The organism is Micromonospora sp. DT44, assembly GCF_049841635.1.
Lineage (GTDB): Bacteria > Actinomycetota > Actinomycetes > Mycobacteriales > Micromonosporaceae > Micromonospora.
Map to the genome: position 1 here is coordinate 38,552 of NZ_JBNCKS010000014.1, position 17,742 is coordinate 56,293.

Below are 17,742 nucleotides of genomic sequence, written 5' to 3' on the forward strand. Positions count from 1 at the left end.
CCTTCAGAGGCGGCGGGGGCCGGTGTCCGGGCGGGCGGCCGCGCCGCCGACGCGTACCTGGGCGTGCAGGACCGAGATGCCGTCCGGGCGGGCGAGCACCGGGTTCAGGGTGACCGAACGTACCCTCGGCTGCTCGTCGGCGAGCTGGCCGACCCGCAGCAGCAGGTCGGCCAGGGCCGCGCGGTCCACCGGCGCGGCGCCCCGGTGTCCCCGCAACAGCGGGGCCGCGCGGGGCTCGTCCACCAGTTCGGCGGCGTCGGTGTCGGTGAGCGGCACCGCCCGCCAGGCCCGGTCCCCGAGCAGGTCGGTGGCGACACCCCCGAGGCCGAAGCCAACCACCGGACCGAACGCCGGATCTTCCACCAGTTCCACCACGCAGGCCACCCCGGGCGGGACCATCGGCTGCACCAGCACGTCCGCGCCGAAGCCGGCGGCCATCTCGGTGTACGCGCGGCGGACGCCCGCCTCGTCGCGCAGGTCGAGACGGACCGCGCCCAGGTCGAGCCGGTGCCGCAGCCCCGGATCGGCGGCCTTGAGCGCCACCGGGAAACCCGCCCGCGCCGCCGCTTCGGCCGCCGCGTCGACCGTGTCCACGAGCGTCGACGGCACGGTCCCGATGCCGTACGCGGCCAGCAGCGCCACCGCGTCGACGGGGTCGGCGCGCAGCGCGACCTGCGCGGCGTCCCGGTCGATGCGGGGCAGCTGGGGTGCCACGCCGGGCGGGCGGCCCAGCCACCGCGCGTACCGGTGCACCCGGGCGAGGGCGCGGACGGCCTCCTCCACGCCGCCGTACGCGGGCACCCCGGCGGGCAGCCGGCCGACCAGGAACGTCGCCACGGTCGGTTTGCCCAGAGCGAGGGCCGCCGGAAGGGCGGCGGTGACGTCGGCGTCCACGTCGGTGCGTTGACCGGGCAGCGGTGGGGCGAAGACCACCACGAGGGCGTCCACCCGGTCGTCGCCGGCCGTCTCGGCGAGGGCGGTGGCGAACTCGGCGGCCCCGGCGCTCGGCCCGACGTCACGGGGGTAACCGTCGGCCACGGTCAGGCCCTGCGCCACGCACGCCGTCGCCGCCAACCCGGTCAGCGCCGACGAGTTGCCGACCACGCCGACCCGGTCGCCGGTGGGCAGGGGCTGGTTGGCCAGCAGCACCCCCACGTCGAGCAGTTCCGCCACGGTGTCCACCCGGATCACCCCGGACTGGGCGAAGAGCGCGGACACCGCCACCTCGTCCGGGCCGGCGGCGTCACCGACCCCGGGTGGGCGGGCCGGAGAGGCGAGCGCCACCACCGGTTTGGCGCGACCGATCCGCCGGGCCAGCCGGGCGAACTTGCGCGGGTTACCGAACGTCTCCAGGTACAGCATGATCACGTCGGTGCCGGGGTCGTCCTGCCAGTACTGCAACAGGTCGTTCCCGGACACGTCGGCCCGGTTACCGGCGGAGACGAAGCTGGACAGGCCGAGGCCACGCCGGTCCGCCTCGGCGAGCAGCGCCACCCCGAACGCGCCGGACTGGCTGAAGATGCCGACCCGACCGGCCGGCGGCAGCGCGGGCGCGAGCGTGGCGTTGAGGCGTACCGTCGGATCGGTGTTGGCCACGCCCAGGCAGTTCGGGCCGACCACGCGCATGCCCGCGGCGTGGGCCGCGCGGACCAGCGACCGCTGCGCGGCCGCGCCCTCGCCGCCGGCCTCGGCGAAGCCGGCCGAGATCACGACGAGGCCGTGTACGCCGGCGGCGGCCGCGTCGGCGACCACCGCGGTCGCCGCGTCCGGCGGGACCGCCACCACCGCCAGGTCCACCGCCATCTGGGCGTCGACAGCGCTCGGGTACGCGGGCAGCCCGGCCACTGTCGACGCGCTCGGATGCACCGGCACGACCGCGCCGGTGAAACCGCCGTCGCGCAGGTGCCCGAGCACCGCCGCGCCGACGCCCTGCCCGGTGGCGCTCGCGCCGGAGACGACGATGCCCCGCGGCGCGAGCAGACGGGCGATCGAACGCGCCTCGGTGCGGTGCTCCCGGCCGCGCTGCACCTCCAGGGTGGCCTCGGTCGGGGCGATCGGGAAGCTCAGGTGCACCACGCCGTCGGCGTACGCGCGCTGGACCTGGTAGCCGAAGTCGGAGAAGACCCGCAGCATCGTCCCGTTGGCCGGCAGCACCTCGGCGACGAAGCTCATGATGCCGTTGCGCCGGGCGGCGTCGGCCAGGTGCTCCATCAGCACCGAGCCGATACCCCGCCCCTGGAAGGCGTCCTCCACCACGAAGGCCACCTCCGCCTCGGGCGCCTGCGGGCCCAGGCGCTCGTACCGGCCGACCGCGACGATCTGGTCGGCGGCCAGCACCACGAACGCCTCCCGGTCGTGGTGGTCGACCGTGACGAAACGGATCAGGTCGCGTTCCGGGATGCGCGGGTACGGCGAGAAGTACCGCAGGTAGCGGGTGCGCTCGGAGAACCGGCTGTGCATCGCCACCACGCCCGGCGCGTCGGTCGGGTCGATCTGTCGCAACTGGACGGTGCTGCCATCGCTGAGCAGCACGTCCACGTTTTGGTCCACACTCGTCACCGGAAACGGCCCGGCTCAGTCCCGCGGGTCGTACGGATCGAGCCCGAGCAGCGGGAAGACGGTCTTGCGGGTCGCCGCGATGGCCCGGTCCACCGCGTTCGGCTCGCCCGTCGGCTGCCACGGCTCGTACGACGGGTCGGCGTCGTCGGTCATCCGCAGCGGGATCTCCCGGCCCGGTCGACGGGCCGCCGCCAACTCCCGCCAGGCGAGCGGGGTGAGCGTCGCCGGGTCGATCGGGTCGCCGGTCGCCACGGCCAGCAGGTGGGTCCACGCCCGGGGCACCGCCTCGACCAGCGCGTACCCACCGCCGCCGGTCGCGACCCAGCGGCCCTCGCACAGCTCGTCGGCGAGCGACCGCAGCGCGAGGTAGGTGGCGCGCTGCCCGTCCACCGTCAGGTTCAGGTCGGCCAGCGGGTCCAGCCGGTGCCCGTCCGCGCCGCACTGGGTGACGAGCACCTGCGGGCGGAACGCGCGCAGCACCGACGGCACGATCGCGTGGAACGCCCGCTGCCAGCCGCTGTCGTCGACGCCCGGAGGCAGCGGCATGTTCACCGCGCTGCCCTGCGCGCCCGGCCCGCCGGTCTCGTCGGGAAAGCCGGTACCGGGAAAGAGCGCGAGTGGCGTCTCGTGCAGGCTGACCGTGAGCACCCGCAGGTCGTCCCAGAAGATGTCCTGCACGCCGTCGCCGTGGTGCACGTCCACGTCGACGTACGCGATCCGCTCCGCGCCCAGGTCGAGCAACCGGGCGATGGCCACCGCCGGGTCGTTGTAGACACAGAAACCAGACGCCCGGGCGGGCATCGCGTGGTGCAGGCCACCGGCCACGTTGACGGCCCGGCGGGCGTCCCCCCGCCAGACCGCCTCCGCGGCGGCAACCGTCGCGCCGGCGATCAACGCGCTGGACTCGTGCATCCCCTCGAAGATGGGGTTGTCGGAGGTGCCCAGCCCGTACCCGGCGAACAGCGGGTCGCGCGGCGCGGCCCGTACGGCGGCCAGGTAGGCCGGGTCGTGCACGCGGGTCAGCAGGGCGTCGTCGGCGGGCTCCGGCTTGACCATGCGCACACCGGGTCGGGCCAGGACGCCCAGCTCCTGGGCGAGCGCGACGGTCAGCTCCACCCGGACCGGGTCGAGCGGATGGTCACCCAGGTTGTAGGCCAGCAGCGCGGGGTCCCACACCACCACCGTGTCGTCGGACATGAGCCCATCGTCGCACGGGGACCGTCGTCGGCCCGTCGCGCGCGCTGGTCAGCGCTCTGGTGTCGGCCCGGTGGCGACCGGCCGGGACGCGTCGGCGACCCAGTTGCTCCACGACCCGACGTACAGCGCGGCGTCCGGCCGGCCGGCCAGGTGCAGCGCGAGGACCGCCTGCGCGGCGGTGACACCGGAACCGCAGTACGCCCCGACCTCCCGCGCCCCCTCCAGGCCGACGGCGGCGAACCGGTCCCGCAGCACCTCGGCGGCCGGAAAGCGCCCGTCGGCGCCCACGTACTCGCCGGCGGGCAGGTTCGCCGCGCCGGGCACGTGACCGGCGACCGGATCGATCGGTTCGACCTCGCCCCGGAAGCGCGGTGCCGCGCGTACGTCGAGCAGCACGGCGTCGTCGGCGGAGGCCAGGGCGCCGGCCTGCCCGGCGTCGAGCACCGGGAGTGCACCGGGGTGCACCTCGACGTCGCCGGGGCGTGGGGTGGGCGCTTCGGTGGAGACCGGTCGGCCGGCGGCGACCCATGCCGGGAAGCCCCCGTGCAGCAGGCGCACCGGCCGGTGCCCGGCCCACCGCAACGTCCACCAGGCGCGTGCGGCGGCCAGGCCGTCGCCGCCGTCGTACACCACCACGGGGTGACCGGAACGGACGCCAGCGGCCCGCAGCGCCCCCCGCAGCGCGCCCGGGTCGGGCAGCGGGTGCCGCCCGCCGACGCCGGGCGGCCCGCACAGCGCGGTGTCCAGGTCGACGAAGACCGCGCCGGGCAGGTGGCCGGCCAGGTAGTCGTCGTGGCCGGGCGGGCCGGTGAGCCGCCAGCGGACGTCGAGCAGGGTGGGCGGGTCGGCGTCGGCGAACTCGGCGGCGAGCCGGTCGACCTCGACGAGCAGCTCCTCGGTACCGGACATGCCGACCATCCAACACCATCCGGGTCACCACGGCGCGATTCGGCAGCGGTCGCTCGGCGCGCGGCAGGGTAGCATCGTGCATCGGAGGGCCGCTTACCTTATGAAGTCTCACGATCTGGTCGACACGACCGAGATGTACCTGCGCACCATCCTCGAGCTGGAGGAGGAGGGAGTGCCGCCGCTTCGCGCCCGGATCGCCGAGCGCCTCAAGCAGAGCGGCCCCACCGTCAGCCAGACCGTGGCCCGGATGGAGCGCGACGGCCTGCTCACCGTCGAGGGCGACCGGCACCTGACGCTCACCGCGCTCGGCCGGGGCAGCGCCGTGGCCGTGATGCGCAAGCACCGCCTCGCCGAGCTGCTGCTCGTCAACGTCATCGGGATGCCCTACGAGGAGGCCCACGAAGAGGCCTGCCGCTGGGAGCACGTGATGAGCGACGCCGTCGAGAAGCGGGTGTACGACCTGCTCAACCGGCCGACCCGCTCGCCGTACGGCAACCCGATCCCGGGCCTGGAGGAGCTGGGTTCCCCCGGGGCCCCGGCCAGCGAGGCCGGCGAGGGCGAGCGCAACCTGGCCTTCCCCGGGCTCTCCGGGCCGGTCGTGGTCCGCCGGATCTGCGAGAGCGTGCAGACCGACTCCGACGTGCTGCGCCAGCTGCACGCCGCGGGCGTCGACCCGGGCGCCACGGTGACCGTGGCCCAGGAGCGCGACGGGGTGTCGATCGACCGCTCCGGTGACCGGGTACGGCTGCCCCGCGAGGTCGCCTCCCGGGTGTTCGTCGCCGCCAGCTGACCGGGCGCGGGCGTCACAGCGCCCGGGTGTCCACCTTCTTGGCCAGCCCGACGAGGTTGCCGGCCATCTTGTCCGCCGCCGCGCGCTCGGTCCCCCGGGCGCCGGTCCAGGTCAGGCTGGCGAGACGCCCGTCGCTGGCAAGCCACCCGACCTCGGCGACCGGCCCGTGCCCGTCGCTCGCGGCGGCGGTCCGCCGGTACGCCTGCTGACCCAGGCCGGTGATCTTCGTCGCCTTGTCGGGCACCACGTCAGCGCCGAAGGTGGTCTTGTCGATGCTGGTCTCGGACACGCTGAGCATCAGCTCCGGCAGCGCCGCGCGTTCGGCCCGGACCACGCAGGTGTGGGTGTCGTTCCGGTCGCTGGCCGCCGCCACGTCGAAACGCACCTTGACGGTCTGCTCGATCACCACGAAGTCCAGCAGCCGGCAGGCCCCGCCCGACGACGCCGCCGCCACGTCCAGGGCCACCGGCGCCGGTGGTGGCACCGCCACCGGCCCGGCCTCGGCGGCACAGCCGCTCACCAGCAGGCCCGCCAGCCCGGCGACCACGATCCGCCCGCGCACGTTCCACCCTCTCGCCGACCGACGGCGGAAGGGGGCCCGCCGGATGTCCGTCGGAAACCGTACGGGGTGTCCGGGTCCGGCGGAAGTCCTCATTCCGAGGGTGGATCGTCCACGTACGGGCAGTGCCGGCAACCGCGTCCGCAGCACGTGCCGCGACGGGCCAGGAAGGCGGCGCTGAGCACGAACAGACCCGTCGCCGGGTCGAGGTAGCCAGCCTCTCCGGCGGCCAGCGCGGCGTCGTGCGCGGCGATGATCCGGGCCCGGTCGGGATGCTCGGGCGGCAGGCGGGACGGGTGCGGCTCGGTGAGCGGCCGTCCGGCCAGGGGTCGTCGCTCTCCGCTCACCCGCGCAGTCTAGGAAGCCTGCTTGAGTCTCCACCGGGGGGAGACGTGAGGGTGGGGGCATGAGCGGTGACGAGCGGTACACGATCGGCGACCTGGCACGGCGCACCGGCCTGAGCGTCAAGACCATCCGCTACTACGCCGACAGCGGGATCGTCCCGCCGACCGGCCGGAGCTCCGCCGGCTATCGACTGTTCGACGCCGCGGCGGTCACCCGGTTGGAACTGGTCCGGACGTTACGCGAGCTGGGCGTGGATCTGGCCGCCATCCGTCGGGTGGTGGACCGCGAGGCGCCCCTGCGCGAGGTGGCGGCCACCCACGCGCAGGCCTTGGCGGCGCAGATCCGCGTGTTGCGACTGCGCCAGGCGGTGCTGACCGTCGCGGCGCGGCGCGGGGCCGGCGCGGCGGAGGTCGACGACCTGCACCGGTTGGCCCAGCTCACCGCCCACGAACGGGCGCAACTGGTGGACGACTTCCTGGACACCGTCTTCACCGGCGACCCGCCGACGTACCCCGGGGTGATCGTCTCGATGACGCCGGAGCTGCCCGACGACCCCAGCGCCGAGCAGGTTCAGGCGTGGGTGGAGCTGGCCGAGCTGTGCCGGGATCCCACCTTCCGGGCGAGTATGCGGCGGCTCGCCCGTCAGCACGCCGCCGACAACGACGTGCCCGGTCTCCCCCGCCCGGACGCCGTCGCCGTCGTCCGCGACGAGGTGGCGGGCGCGCTGGCCGCCGGCATCGATCCGACCGGAGACGAGGCCGAGCCGGTGGTCGCGGCGGTCATCCGCCGGTACGCCCACCTGCACGGCCTCGCCGAGGACGCCGACCTGCGCCAGCGGTTGGTGGATCGGCTGGTCCTGGCCAATGACCCTCGCCGGGACCGCTACCTCGACCTGCTGTCGGTGATCAACGGCTGGTCGGGTGGGGGTGCGGTCGCGCCGGCCGTGGACTGGTTCGTCCGGGCCCTGCGCGCCCGGATGCGCCTGCAGGCTCGCTCTCAGCCGAACCAGGTCATCGCCTGACCATGGCCCCGGGTCCAGGCCAGCGGCTTGCCGTCCAGCGCGAGGACATTGTGCAGCGCTGCGTCCGGCAAGTCGGGTAACCCCTCGTAGGGCAGCACCTCCGGAGCCTCGTTCGCGATCCAGTGCCCCGGCAGCTCACCGACCAGCCGCACGAACGCGTCCCGGCGCGCGGCGGGCACCTGATAGAGCACCGAGGTGTGGAAGATGACGAGCGTCGCGTCGGCCGGCGCGCGGGCCGCCAGCGCCGGCAGGTCGTCCACCAGGTCACCCCGCACCAGCAGCGGCGGGTCGGCGGCGGCCACGGCCGCCGCCGCGCGCAACCGGGACCGCCGGTGCGCGTGCTCCGGCCAGATCAGGGCGTCCAACCACGACACGTCGTCGGGGTCGGTCACGTCGAGCGGGTTCAGGTCGAGGCCAGCCCGCCACACCACCTGGGGTACGCGCCCAGGCGGCGTCAACCCGCTGGCCGCGCACTCCAGGATGGGCACGCCGTCGCCGACCTGGTGCTCGCCGTACCGGTAGGCGTACCGGTCGGGGTAGAGGCAGAGCCCGGCGGACGCACCGACCTCCAGCAGGGCGAGGGGCTGCGGCAGCGCGGCGAGCACCGGCAGCAGCACCGCGCACCGGCCCGCCTCGTTCGTCTGGGTGGCCCTGCGCTTCAGCTCGGTGTCGATGACCGGCCAGTGGGCCAGCACGTAGTCGTGGAACGCGGCCGGGTCGTCGACCGGGCCGCCCAACCAGCGGACCACGCCGAACAGCAGATTCGGCTGTCGCTTGGCCGGCGGGAGCGCGTCGAGCAGGGCGAGCAGGGCGTGGTCGTCGGCGACGGCGTACGACAGCCGCTCGTACGTCGGTGAGACCCCGTGTGCCTCGCGCTGCGCGAACTCGACGTACGCCTCGGCGGTTGTCATGCCCTGATCGTCGCAGTCCATTGGTCGGCAGTTCAGCCACGCAGCGCTCCGCCCGCCCAGCCTGGTCGGCGGCCATCATCGTGACGGGCGTACCCCTGCCTCCGGACCAGCGCGGCGGACAGGACGGTGGCCAGCATGACGGCACCCACGACGATGCTCAGTGTGTGCTGAACGACGGCCACGCCGGGATACTCGACGGCCACGTAACCCGGCGGCCGGATGATGGCCATCGGGAGCTTCCAGCAGCCCCAGGCGAACAGCGACCCCGACGCGGCGAACGCGAGCGACATCGGAATCCAGCGCGGCAGCCGTGCCGGGCGGTGGTGGTCCAGCGCCCAGACGCTCCACCCGCCCACCAGCGCCCACAACGCCGCGCTGCCGTTGAGGAGACGGTCGTTGAGATCCCCAACACCGGCGCGATGCGCGGGCGTGAGGCCCAGCGTGCCGTCAGGATCCCGCCAGGGCGGGAACGGCGTGCCGTCTCGTCCCTCGACCGAGGGAAACGCTCACGCCCCCGGCCCCAGGTACATCCGTGCGTTGACAGCACCTGCCCTCACCTTGGCCTTTGCCGTGATCACTTGATGCTGGCCAGTTGCCCCTCAGCCCGTGCGACTGGTCAGCATCAAGTGATCACGCGGGCGTCTTGTTCGGAAGCGCCGGCAAGACACTCAGCCCGGCAGGGAGGATTCCAGGTCACGACGGGTGAGGGCGGCGCGCAACCCGAGCCCTTCGGCCGCCAGATTCTCCCGTCCGCCCTGCTCCCGGTCGATGGCGCAGACGACCGAGTCGACCTTCGCGCCGCTGGTCCGCAACTGCCGGCATGACGCCAGCAACGCGCCGCCGGTGGTGACGACGTCCTCGATCACCACGACCCGCCGACCGTCCACAGGGGTGCCCTCGGCAGCCTTGCCGGTGCCGTACTCCTTCGCCTGCTTTCGTACGAACGCGGTCGGCAGCCCGGTCAGCTGCGACATCACGGTGGCGATCGGGATGCCGCCCATGTCCATTCCCGCCAGCACGTCACACTCGGGCAGCAGGGCGACCATCGCCTCGGCCACCTCACGCAACAGGCCAGGCTCTGCCTCGAACAGGTACTTGTCGAAGTACTCGTCGCTCGTCTGACCGGAGCGCAGGCGGAACGACCCGGTCAGGTGGCACGTTTCGTAGACGCGGCGCGTAAGGGGAGAAGTCATGCTGCCAGCCTCGCAAACGGCGCTGCCCCGAAGTGAACCCGAAATGGCGAAGATCGACTCGCGTTTCATGATGTCGGGGCATCCCGACGGGGTTGATAGCCCGGCTTCAAGGACACCGGGGTCGATCAGCAGGCGGAACGCCGCGAGCGCGGCAGGTGCCCCTGCCGCGCTCGCTAGCGTTTCGCGTACGTCAGCTGCAGCCGCTGGTGGAGCCGCAGCCCTCGCAGACGTAGCAGCTACCGGCGGGGCGCATCTTCGTACCGCAGGTGAAGCAGAGCGGCGCGTCGGCGGCCTTGCCGATGACGGCCTCCAGCAGTTCGGTGCTGGAACCCACGCTCGTCACCGGCTTGGCGGCGGCCACGTCGGCCATCTCCTGGGCCGGCTGGGCGACCGCCTCGGTCTTGGCCGGAGCCTCCACCGGAGCGGAGGACGCCATCGCGGTGAGGTCCGCACCGGTGACGGCCGCGGCCTCCGCGTCGGCCTCGGCCCGCAGCTGGGCGGCCCGCTCACCGGCGGTGAAGATGCCCAGCTCGGCGCGGCGCTCGTAGGGCAGGAAGTCCAGCGCCAGGCGACGGAAGATGTAGTCCATCACCGAGGCCGCCATCCGCACGTCCGGGTCGTCGGTCATGCCGGCCGGCTCGAAGCGCATGTTGGTGAACTTGCTGACGAACGTTTCCAGCGGCACGCCGTACTGCAGGCCGATGCTGATGGCCACCGAGAAGGCGTCCATCACGCCGGCCAGGGTCGAGCCCTGCTTGGACATCTTGAGAAAGACCTCGCCGAGGCCGTCGTCCGGGTAGGACGACGCGGTGAGGTAACCCTCGGCGCCACCGACGGAGAAGCTGACCGTCTCGGACGGGCGCTTCTTCGGCAGGCGCTTGCGCACCGGCCGGTACTCGATGACCTTCTCCACCGCGGCCGGCGCGGCGGTCGTGGTCTCGACGGCGGCCGGCTCGGTGGCCTTGTTCTTCTTGGCCACCGACAGCGGCTGGCCGACCTTGCAGTTGTCCCGGTAGATCGCCAGCGCCTTGAGGCCGAGCTTCCAGCCCTCGAAGTAGATCTTCTCGACGTCCTCGACGGTAGCCGCCTCCGGCATGTTGACCGTCTTGGAGATGGCGCCGGAGACGAACGGCTGGATGGCCGCCATCATCCGCACGTGGCCCATCGGGGCGATGGTCCGCTCACCCATGGCGCAGTCGAAGACCGGGTAGTGCTCCGGCTTGAGCCCGGGGGCGTCCACCACGTGCCCGTGGTCGGCGATGTGCTCGACGATCGCCTCGACCTGCTCCTCGGGGTAGCCGAGGCTGCGCAGGGCGCGCGGCACGGTCTGGTTGACGATCTGCATCGAGCCGCCGCCGACCAGCTTCTTGAACTTGACCAGCGCCAGGTCCGGCTCCACGCCGGTCGTGTCGCAGTCCATCATGAAGCCGATCGTGCCGGTCGGGGCGAGAACGCTGGCCTGCGCGTTACGCCAACCGAACTTGTCACCGATCTTGTTGCCCTGGGTCCACTGCCTGGTCGCCTCGCGGACGATCGCGGTGGCCACCGGGCTGGTCGGCTTGATCTCGTCGTTGGCCGCGGCGTGCTTGCGCATGACCCGCTTGTGCGGCTCGGCGTTGCGGGCGTAGCCGTCGTACGGGCCGACGACGCCGGCCAGCTCGGCCGAGCGGCGGTACGCGGTGCCGGTCATCAGCGACGTGATCGAGGCGGCGACCGAGCGGCCCTGCTCCGAGTCGTAGGGCAGGCCGGTGGCCATCAGCAGCGCGCCCAGGTTGGCGTAGCCGATGCCGAGCTGCCGGTACGCGCGGGAGGTCTCGCCGATCTTCTCGGTCGGGAAGTCCGCGAAGCAGATCGAGATGTCCATCGCGGTGATGACGAACTCGACGGACTTGACGAACTTCTCCACCTCGAAGCCACCGTCGGCACGGAGGAACTTCATCAGGTTGAGCGAGGCCAGGTTGCACGAGGAGTTGTCCAGGTGCAGGTACTCCGAGCACGGGTTCGACGCGGTGATCCGCCCGGTCTCCGGGCAGGTGTGCCAGTCGTTGATCGTGTCGTCGTACTGCAGACCGGGGTCGGCGCACTCCCAGGCTGCCTGGGAGATGGAGCGGAACAGGTTCTTGGCGTCGACGGTCTCGATCACCGAGCCGTCCAGCCGGCCGCGCAGCTCGAAGCCCTTGCCGTTCTCGACCGCCGACATGAACTCGTCGGAGACCCGGACCGAGTTGTTGGCGTTCTGGTACTGCACGCTGACGATGTCGGAACCACCGAGGTCCATGTCGAACCCGGCGTCACGCAGCGCGCGGATCTTGTCCTCCTCGCGCGCCTTCGTGACCACGAACTCCTGGATGTCCGGGTGGTCCACGTCGATGATGACCATCTTGGCCGCCCGGCGGGTCGCGCCGCCGGACTTGATGGTGCCGGCCGAGGCGTCCGCGCCGCGCATGAAGCTGACCGGGCCGGAGGCGTTGCCGCCGGAGGAGAGCAGCTCACGGGACGAACGGATGCGCGACAGGTTGACCCCGGAGCCGGAGCCGCCCTTGAAGATCAGCCCCTCCTCCTTGTACCAGTCGAGGATAGAGTCCATCGAGTCGTCGACGGCCAGGATGAAGCAGGCGCTGACCTGCTGCGGCGACGGCGTGCCGACGTTGAACCAGACCGGCGAGTTGAAGCTGAACACCTGGTGCAGCAGCATCCAGGTCAGCTCGTGCGCGAAGACCTCGGCGTCGGCCGGGTTGGCGAAGTAGCCGTACTCCTCGCCGGCGGTGCGGTAGGTGCTCACCACCCGGTCGATGAGCTGCTTGAGCGACCACTCCCGCTCCGGGGTCCCCACCGCGCCCCGGAAGTACTTGGTGGTGACGATGTTCGCCGCGTTGACGCTCCACGACTCCGGGAACTCCACGCCCCGCTGCTCGAAGTTGATCGAACCGTCCCGCCAGTTCGTCATCACGACGTCCCGGCGCTCCCACGAGACCTCGTCGTACGGGTGGACCCCCTCCGTCGTCCACACGCGCTCCATCTTCAGCCCCGCGCCTGCCTTGTTCCGTGAACGGCTCGTTGTCACGCCGTCGCCCCCCTCGTCTGCGCGGTCACCCACCGCGCGTCCTGATCTCTCGAAAAAACAGTGAAGTCTCAGTTGGTACGGCCGGCGGCCTCGACCGCGTCGGCCCGACCCTGCTCGCGGGCTCGCGCCGCAGCCCGCAGCGTCTCGATCTCGCGCTCGAAGTCGGCGAGCGAGTCGAAGGAGCGGTAGACGCTGGCGAACCGCAGGTAGGCGATCTCGTCCAGGTCGCGTAGCGGACCCAGGATCGCCAGGCCCACGTCGTGGCTGGGGATCTCGGCGGCCCCCTTGGCCCGGACCGTCTCCTCCACCCGCTGCGCGAGCAGCGCGAGTGAGTCGTCGTCCACCGGCCGGCCCTGGCACGCCTTGCGCACCCCGCCGATGATCTTCGTGCGGCTGAACGGCTCGGTCACCCCGCTGCGCTTGACGACCGCAAGGACCGCCTCCTCGACCGTGGTGAACCGCTTGCCGCACTCCGGGCAGGAGCGCCGCCGTCGGATGAGCTGACCGTCGTCGGCCTCCCGCGAGTCGACCACCCGGGAGTCGGCGTGCCGGCAGTACGGACACCGCATCGCGGACCCCCTAATCATGATCAATCGCGTCGTACCGGACGCACCCGGGCACAGACCGCCGCAACGGTGCCATGCGCTCATGGCGCCCGCTGTGATCGACCCTACGGGAGTGCGGTCGGTAGTCAGACCCAACCTGTGGGCAACTTACGCCCGTGTCACTACTACATCTAGGGGTCGACGGTATGTCGCCGACGAACCCGGGTCAAGTTGACCGGCGTGTCCGGCGCGTCACGCACCATCGGCGTCATCCACCCCCCGCGAGACCAACGCCGACACCCCGCCCGGGTTACCGAAATCGGTCGATAATCGAACACGCGTGCTACTCGACGTACCATTTATCAGAACATCCGTACGAGGAGAGTGGTTTTTCACCCCGACACGCCGGTGAGAGGTCGTACAGATGTTTGAAAATGACCGATCTCACCTATACGGTCAGGAACAACCGCACGCACCACGAGCCGACGAGGCACCCAGCGCCGACCAGGGAGGACGGACGTGACCGAGGACCGGGCCAGCCGGCCGGAGAGCCCGCAGCAGATTACCGAGGCGGGCCCGCCGGCCACCCGACGCCGCACCGCCGCGCGCAGCCGGACGGGTCAGCCCGCCGTGCGCCCGGTCACGCCGGTGGTCAGCGCCTTCCCCGACCCGGCGACGGTCGACCTGACCGCCCGCCAGCGCCGCATCCTGGAGTTCATCCGCACCTGGGTGGAGCGGCACGGCTACCCGCCGAGCGTCCGGGAGATCGGCGAGGCGGTCGGCCTGGTGTCCCCGTCGAGCGTCGCCTACCAGCTCAAGGAGCTGGAAAAGAAGGGCTTCCTGCGACGCGACCCGAACCGGCCGCGCGCCGTGGACGTCCGCGCGCCCAGCGAAGCCATCGACGACGAGCTGTCCCGCGCCCAACGGCCCACCCCGGCGTACGTGCCGATGCTCGGCCGGATCGCCGCCGGTGGACCGATCCTCGCCGAGCAGGCCGTGGAGGACATCTTCCCCCTCCCCCGCGAGCTGGTGGGCGAGGGCGAGGTCTTCATGCTCCAGGTCAAGGGCGACTCGATGCTCGACGCGGCGATCTGCGACGGCGACTGGGTCGTCGTGCGGCAGCAGCCCACCGCCGACTCGGGTGAGATCGTGGCCGCCATGCTCGACGGCGAGGCGACCGTCAAGACCTACCGTCGCCGTGACGGGCACGTCTGGTTGATGCCGCAGAACCCGGCCTTCGACCCGATCGCCGGTGATGACGCCACCATCATGGGCCGGGTCGTGGCGGTACTCCGCCGGATCTGACCGACACGCGGGTGGGTGCCGTCAGCGCTCACCCGCGTCCGCTAGGCCGTTCGCCCCCTGCTGACCGGGCAATCCAGGCAGGGCCGTCGCGGTGCGGGCCCAGGTGACGCCAGTCGCGTCAGTAGCGGTCGCCCCGAGGGCCACGACCGCCGCCGGGATGCTGCCCGTACGGGTCGACGGGCGCGTCATCCTCACGTCGGCGACCGGGCCGCTGACCCCGGTAGTCCGGCTCCTGCCCACCGCGCCGCGGCGGCTCGGCCCGACCGCCGCCCGCTCGACCACCGCCGGGCTGACCACCGCCAGACTGGCCGCCGCCGCCATACACACCGCCGCCCGGCCGGCCACCGCCGCCACCGGGCCGACCCCCTCCGGGACCGCCGGCACGGCCGCCGCCGTACACGCCGCCGCCGGCCGGAGCGCCGGCCGGAGCGCCGCCGCCCCCACCTCCACCGGGCCGGGCAGCGCCGTAACCGCCTCCTGCCGGGCCGGCCGGACGCCCACCCCCGCCGCCCGCGCCGCTGGGGCGTTCGCCTCCCGCGCCATAGACAGCACCGCCAGCGGGAGCGGGACCACCCCGGCCGGAGCCGCCGTAGACCCCGCCGCTGGCTGCCGCTCCGCCGTACACGCCGGCGTTGGGACGGCCGCCAGCCGGCGAAGCACGGTCGGCCCCGGGCGTGCCAGCACGATCGTCGGCGTCGTCCGCCGAATCGTCCGCGGCGGGCGGTCGACGGCGGGCGCGCACGATGCCGACGATGCCGGCGCCGACGAGCAGCAGACCGAGTACGCCGACCGCGCCCACCAGATAGGTGATGTCGGTGAAGCTGAGCCCGTCCATCCACGACTTCTTGGCCGCCGGCTTGTCGCCCGCGGTCGCCGCCAGCGGCTCCGCCGCACTGGTGGACGGCGTGTAGCTCAGGACGTCAACCGGCTCGTCGGCGGCGAACTGACCGGCGTCGGAGACCGTGACGAAGGACTTGCCGTCCGGGGTGTAGGAGATGGCCTCGCCGAACGGGTCGGCCAGTGCCGTCACCCGTGGCTTGCCGGTCGTGAGCGCTCCCACGATGTCGTTGTCGGTGACGTCGTACTCGAAGGCGTCCGCGTAGGTGCGGACGACGACACGGGTGCCGTCCGGCGACCGGGCGGCGCCGGTGATCGCGAGCCGGCCGTAGACACTCAGCGGATTCTCGGTGGTGGTCTTCGGCAGCTTGATCTCGCCGACCTTCTTCATCGGCACCGGCGGGGTGTCGCCGTTGTTCAGCTTCGCCGTCGGGGTGAAGATCTCCGAGTTGCCCTTCGCCACCTTCGTGATGATCAGTGGCAGGCCGTCGGCCCCCACCAGCAGCGCCTCCGCGTCACGGGGCTTGTTCTCCGGGTAGGAGAGCCGGTGCAGCACCGGCTGCTTGTTGCCGGCGATCGGCATTGTCCAGACCGCGATCCGCGTCCGTCGCTCCTTGCTGGTGGCGTTGTCGCCGATGTCACCGATCCACAGGGTGTCGCCCTTCGGCGAGACGGCGAGATCCTCGGTGTCGAACGGCCCCGCGCCCGAGTAGCGGACCGGCTCCTTGACGACCTTGCACTTGCTGTCGAGGAAGAAGATCCGTTTACGCGAGTCGACCTCGGTGCCGTCGTTGATGACGATGTAACCGCTCTTGGTCGCCACCAGGCCGGACAGCTCCCGCAGGCGCTCGTCGGTCACCGTGCAGCGCTTCTTGCCGGCGGCCGCGGCGAGCGGTTGGGATGACACGGGAGCGGGAGCTGCTACGGCGACTCCGGCCAGCGCCACGGTTGCCCCGAACAGGCCGAGGGCAACCGTGACCGAGGAAACAACGCGGCGCATTCGGCCAGTGTCGCATGCCGCGCGTTTCCGATGGATGACGCCGGGGCCGCTCAAGGCCGGCTGCCGACCGCCTCACCCTCGCGCGCCACGTCGTACGGCGCCAGCTCGGCGGCGAGCGCCGCGCTGACCCGGACGTGCAGCAGAGTGCCTTCCGCCAGGTGCGACGTGCTGAGCACCTCGCCCGAACGGTGCACCCGGGACACGAGGTCCCCCCGGTCGTACGGCAGGACAGCCCGCACCTCCACGGCGGGCTGCGGGAGCCGCTCCTCGATCGCCGCGCGCAACCCGTCAATGCCCCGACCGGAGTGCGCCGAGACGAAGATCGCGTCCGGCCAGAGGCGCTTGAGCCGCAGCAGCGTGTCCTCGTCGGCGGCGTCGGTCTTGTTGACCACCAGCAGCTCGGGGAGCCGGTCCGCGCCCACCTCGGCTAGCACCTCGTGCACCGCCCGCACCTGCTCCTCCGGATCCGGGTGGGTGCCGTCGACGACGTGCACCACCAGATCGGCCTCCGCGACCTCCTCCAGCGTCGAGCGGAACGCCTCGACGATCTGGTGCGGCAGGTGCCGTACGAAGCCGACCGTGTCGGAGAGCGTGTAGAGCCGCCCGTCCGAGGCGGTGGCCTTGCGGGTCGTCGGGTCCAGCGTGGCGAACAGCGCGTTCTCCACCAGGACGCCCGCGCCGGTCAGCCGGTTGAGCAGGCTGGACTTGCCGGCGTTGGTGTAGCCGGCGATGGCCACGGCGGGCACCGAGTTGCGGGTACGACGGGCACGCTTGGTGACGCGTACCGTCTTCATGCTCTTGATCTCGCGACGCAGCCGGGAGATGCGGTGGCGGATGCGCCGCCGGTCCGTCTCCAGCTTGGTCTCACCGGGACCACGGACACCCACACCGCCGCCGGCGCCGCCGCCGCGACCGGAACCACCGGTCTGGCGGGACAGCGTCTCACCCCAACCGCGCAGACGGGGGAGCAGGTATTCGAGCTGGGCCAGCTCGACCTGCGCCTTACCTTCCTTGCTCTTGGCGTGCTGGGCGAAGATGTCGAGGATCAGCGCCGTGCGGTCGACGACCTTGACCTTGGTGCGCTGCTCCAGGTTGCGCAGCTGCGACGGGGACAACTCGCCGTCGCAGATGACCGTGTCGGCGCCGGTGGAAAGCACCACCGCGCCGAGGTCGTCGACCTTGCCGCGACCGATGTAGGTGGCCGGGTCGGGTCGCGTACGACGCTGGATCAGCCCCTCGAGCACCTGCGAGCCCGCCGTCTCGGCGAGCGCGGCCAGCTCGGCCAGGGAATTCTCCGCGTCGGTCACCGTGCCCTCGGTCCAGACGCCCACCAGGACCACCCGCTCCAGCCGCAGCTGGCGGTATTCCACCTCGGTGACGTCGCTGAGCTCGGTGGAGAGGCCTGGGACGCGCCGGAGAGACTGCCGCTCCGACAGGTCCAGCTCGCCGGTGGTGACATCGTCGAACTCGTCCTCGACGGGGACGAAGTTCTCCTGGTCTCGCAAGC

The 17,742-nt window shown here is 72.3% G+C and carries 15 protein-coding genes; 3 read left to right on the forward strand and 12 right to left on the reverse strand.

Annotated features, from left to right (window positions below; translation table 11 throughout):
• Positions 1 to 3: 3 nt before the first annotated feature.
• Genes ACLQ25_RS10730 through ACLQ25_RS10740 form a run of 3 tightly spaced genes read right to left on the reverse strand, consistent with a single transcriptional unit; the run spans position 4 to position 4,665 of the window.
• A complete protein-coding gene (locus ACLQ25_RS10730; protein WP_425730732.1) occupies positions 4 to 2,559 on the reverse strand; it encodes a GNAT family N-acetyltransferase in 2,556 nt (851 codons plus the stop codon).
• 15 nt (positions 2,560 to 2,574) lie between these two features.
• Positions 2,575 to 3,756, reverse strand: a complete 1,182-nt coding sequence (locus ACLQ25_RS10735; protein WP_425730733.1) for an acetoin utilization protein AcuC — start codon at positions 3,754 to 3,756, stop codon at positions 2,575 to 2,577.
• A 48-nt stretch (positions 3,757 to 3,804) separates the two neighbouring features.
• A complete protein-coding gene (locus ACLQ25_RS10740) occupies positions 3,805 to 4,665 on the reverse strand; it encodes a sulfurtransferase (protein WP_425730734.1) in 861 nt (286 codons plus the stop codon).
• A 100-nt stretch (positions 4,666 to 4,765) separates the two neighbouring features.
• On the opposite strand from ACLQ25_RS10740, the gene ACLQ25_RS10745 reads away from it, so the two are divergent.
• Positions 4,766 to 5,455 (forward strand): metal-dependent transcriptional regulator, encoded by a 690-nt coding sequence (locus tag ACLQ25_RS10745; RefSeq protein ID WP_357393611.1) that lies wholly within the window; start codon positions 4,766 to 4,768, stop codon positions 5,453 to 5,455.
• A 13-nt stretch (positions 5,456 to 5,468) separates the two neighbouring features.
• Here ACLQ25_RS10745 and ACLQ25_RS10750 read toward each other — a convergent pair whose 3' ends face one another.
• Both ACLQ25_RS10750 and ACLQ25_RS10755 read right to left on the reverse strand, forming a co-directional pair.
• Complete coding sequence (locus tag ACLQ25_RS10750; RefSeq protein WP_425730735.1) at positions 5,469 to 6,017, reverse strand: hypothetical protein; 549 nt, start codon at positions 6,015 to 6,017, stop codon at positions 5,469 to 5,471.
• 89 nt (positions 6,018 to 6,106) lie between these two features.
• Positions 6,107 to 6,361 (reverse strand): DUF5522 domain-containing protein, encoded by a 255-nt coding sequence (locus ACLQ25_RS10755; RefSeq protein WP_355234625.1) that lies wholly within the window; start codon positions 6,359 to 6,361, stop codon positions 6,107 to 6,109.
• Between the two features lie 59 nt (positions 6,362 to 6,420).
• Between ACLQ25_RS10755 and ACLQ25_RS10760 the strand changes: the two genes are divergently transcribed.
• A complete protein-coding gene (locus ACLQ25_RS10760; protein WP_425730736.1) occupies positions 6,421 to 7,380 on the forward strand; it encodes a MerR family transcriptional regulator in 960 nt (319 codons plus the stop codon).
• Here the strand turns inward: ACLQ25_RS10760 and ACLQ25_RS10765 are convergent.
• The 5 genes from ACLQ25_RS10765 to nrdR all read right to left on the reverse strand — a co-directional run bounded on the left by ACLQ25_RS10765 (position 7,356) and on the right by nrdR (position 13,117).
• On the reverse strand, positions 7,356 to 8,291 hold the full coding sequence (locus tag ACLQ25_RS10765) for a DUF2332 domain-containing protein (protein ID WP_425730737.1): 936 nt from the start codon (positions 8,289 to 8,291) through the stop codon (positions 7,356 to 7,358). The two genes, ACLQ25_RS10760 and ACLQ25_RS10765, sit on opposite strands and share 25 nt — an antisense overlap.
• Before the next feature lie 32 nt (positions 8,292 to 8,323).
• The gene (locus ACLQ25_RS10770; protein ID WP_425730738.1) at positions 8,324 to 8,647 is read right to left on the reverse strand and encodes a hypothetical protein; all 324 of its coding nucleotides are present in this window, start codon (positions 8,645 to 8,647) and stop codon (positions 8,324 to 8,326) included.
• Between the two features lie 312 nt (positions 8,648 to 8,959).
• Positions 8,960 to 9,484, reverse strand: a complete 525-nt coding sequence (pyrE, locus tag ACLQ25_RS10775) for an orotate phosphoribosyltransferase (protein WP_425730739.1) — start codon at positions 9,482 to 9,484, stop codon at positions 8,960 to 8,962.
• Between the two features lie 190 nt (positions 9,485 to 9,674).
• Positions 9,675 to 12,581, reverse strand: coding sequence for a vitamin B12-dependent ribonucleotide reductase (locus ACLQ25_RS10780; RefSeq protein ID WP_425730740.1), 2,907 nt, complete (start codon positions 12,579 to 12,581; stop codon positions 9,675 to 9,677).
• Positions 12,582 to 12,616: 35 nt separating this feature from the next.
• A complete protein-coding gene (nrdR, locus tag ACLQ25_RS10785; RefSeq protein WP_355053254.1) occupies positions 12,617 to 13,117 on the reverse strand; it encodes a transcriptional regulator NrdR in 501 nt (166 codons plus the stop codon).
• Between the two features lie 495 nt (positions 13,118 to 13,612).
• On the opposite strand from nrdR, the gene lexA reads away from it, so the two are divergent.
• On the forward strand, positions 13,613 to 14,398 hold the full coding sequence (gene lexA / locus ACLQ25_RS10790; protein ID WP_425730741.1) for a transcriptional repressor LexA: 786 nt from the start codon (positions 13,613 to 13,615) through the stop codon (positions 14,396 to 14,398).
• Between the two features lie 118 nt (positions 14,399 to 14,516).
• Here the strand turns inward: lexA and ACLQ25_RS10795 are convergent, their stop codons facing one another.
• Both ACLQ25_RS10795 and hflX read right to left on the reverse strand, forming a co-directional pair.
• The gene (locus ACLQ25_RS10795) at positions 14,517 to 16,235 is read right to left on the reverse strand and encodes a hypothetical protein (RefSeq protein ID WP_425730742.1); all 1,719 of its coding nucleotides are present in this window, start codon (positions 16,233 to 16,235) and stop codon (positions 14,517 to 14,519) included.
• A 50-nt stretch (positions 16,236 to 16,285) separates the two neighbouring features.
• Entirely contained in the window at positions 16,286 to 17,740 is a 1,455-nt protein-coding gene (gene hflX, locus ACLQ25_RS10800; RefSeq protein ID WP_425730743.1) for a GTPase HflX, read from the reverse strand.
• Positions 17,741 to 17,742: the final 2 nt, after the last annotated feature.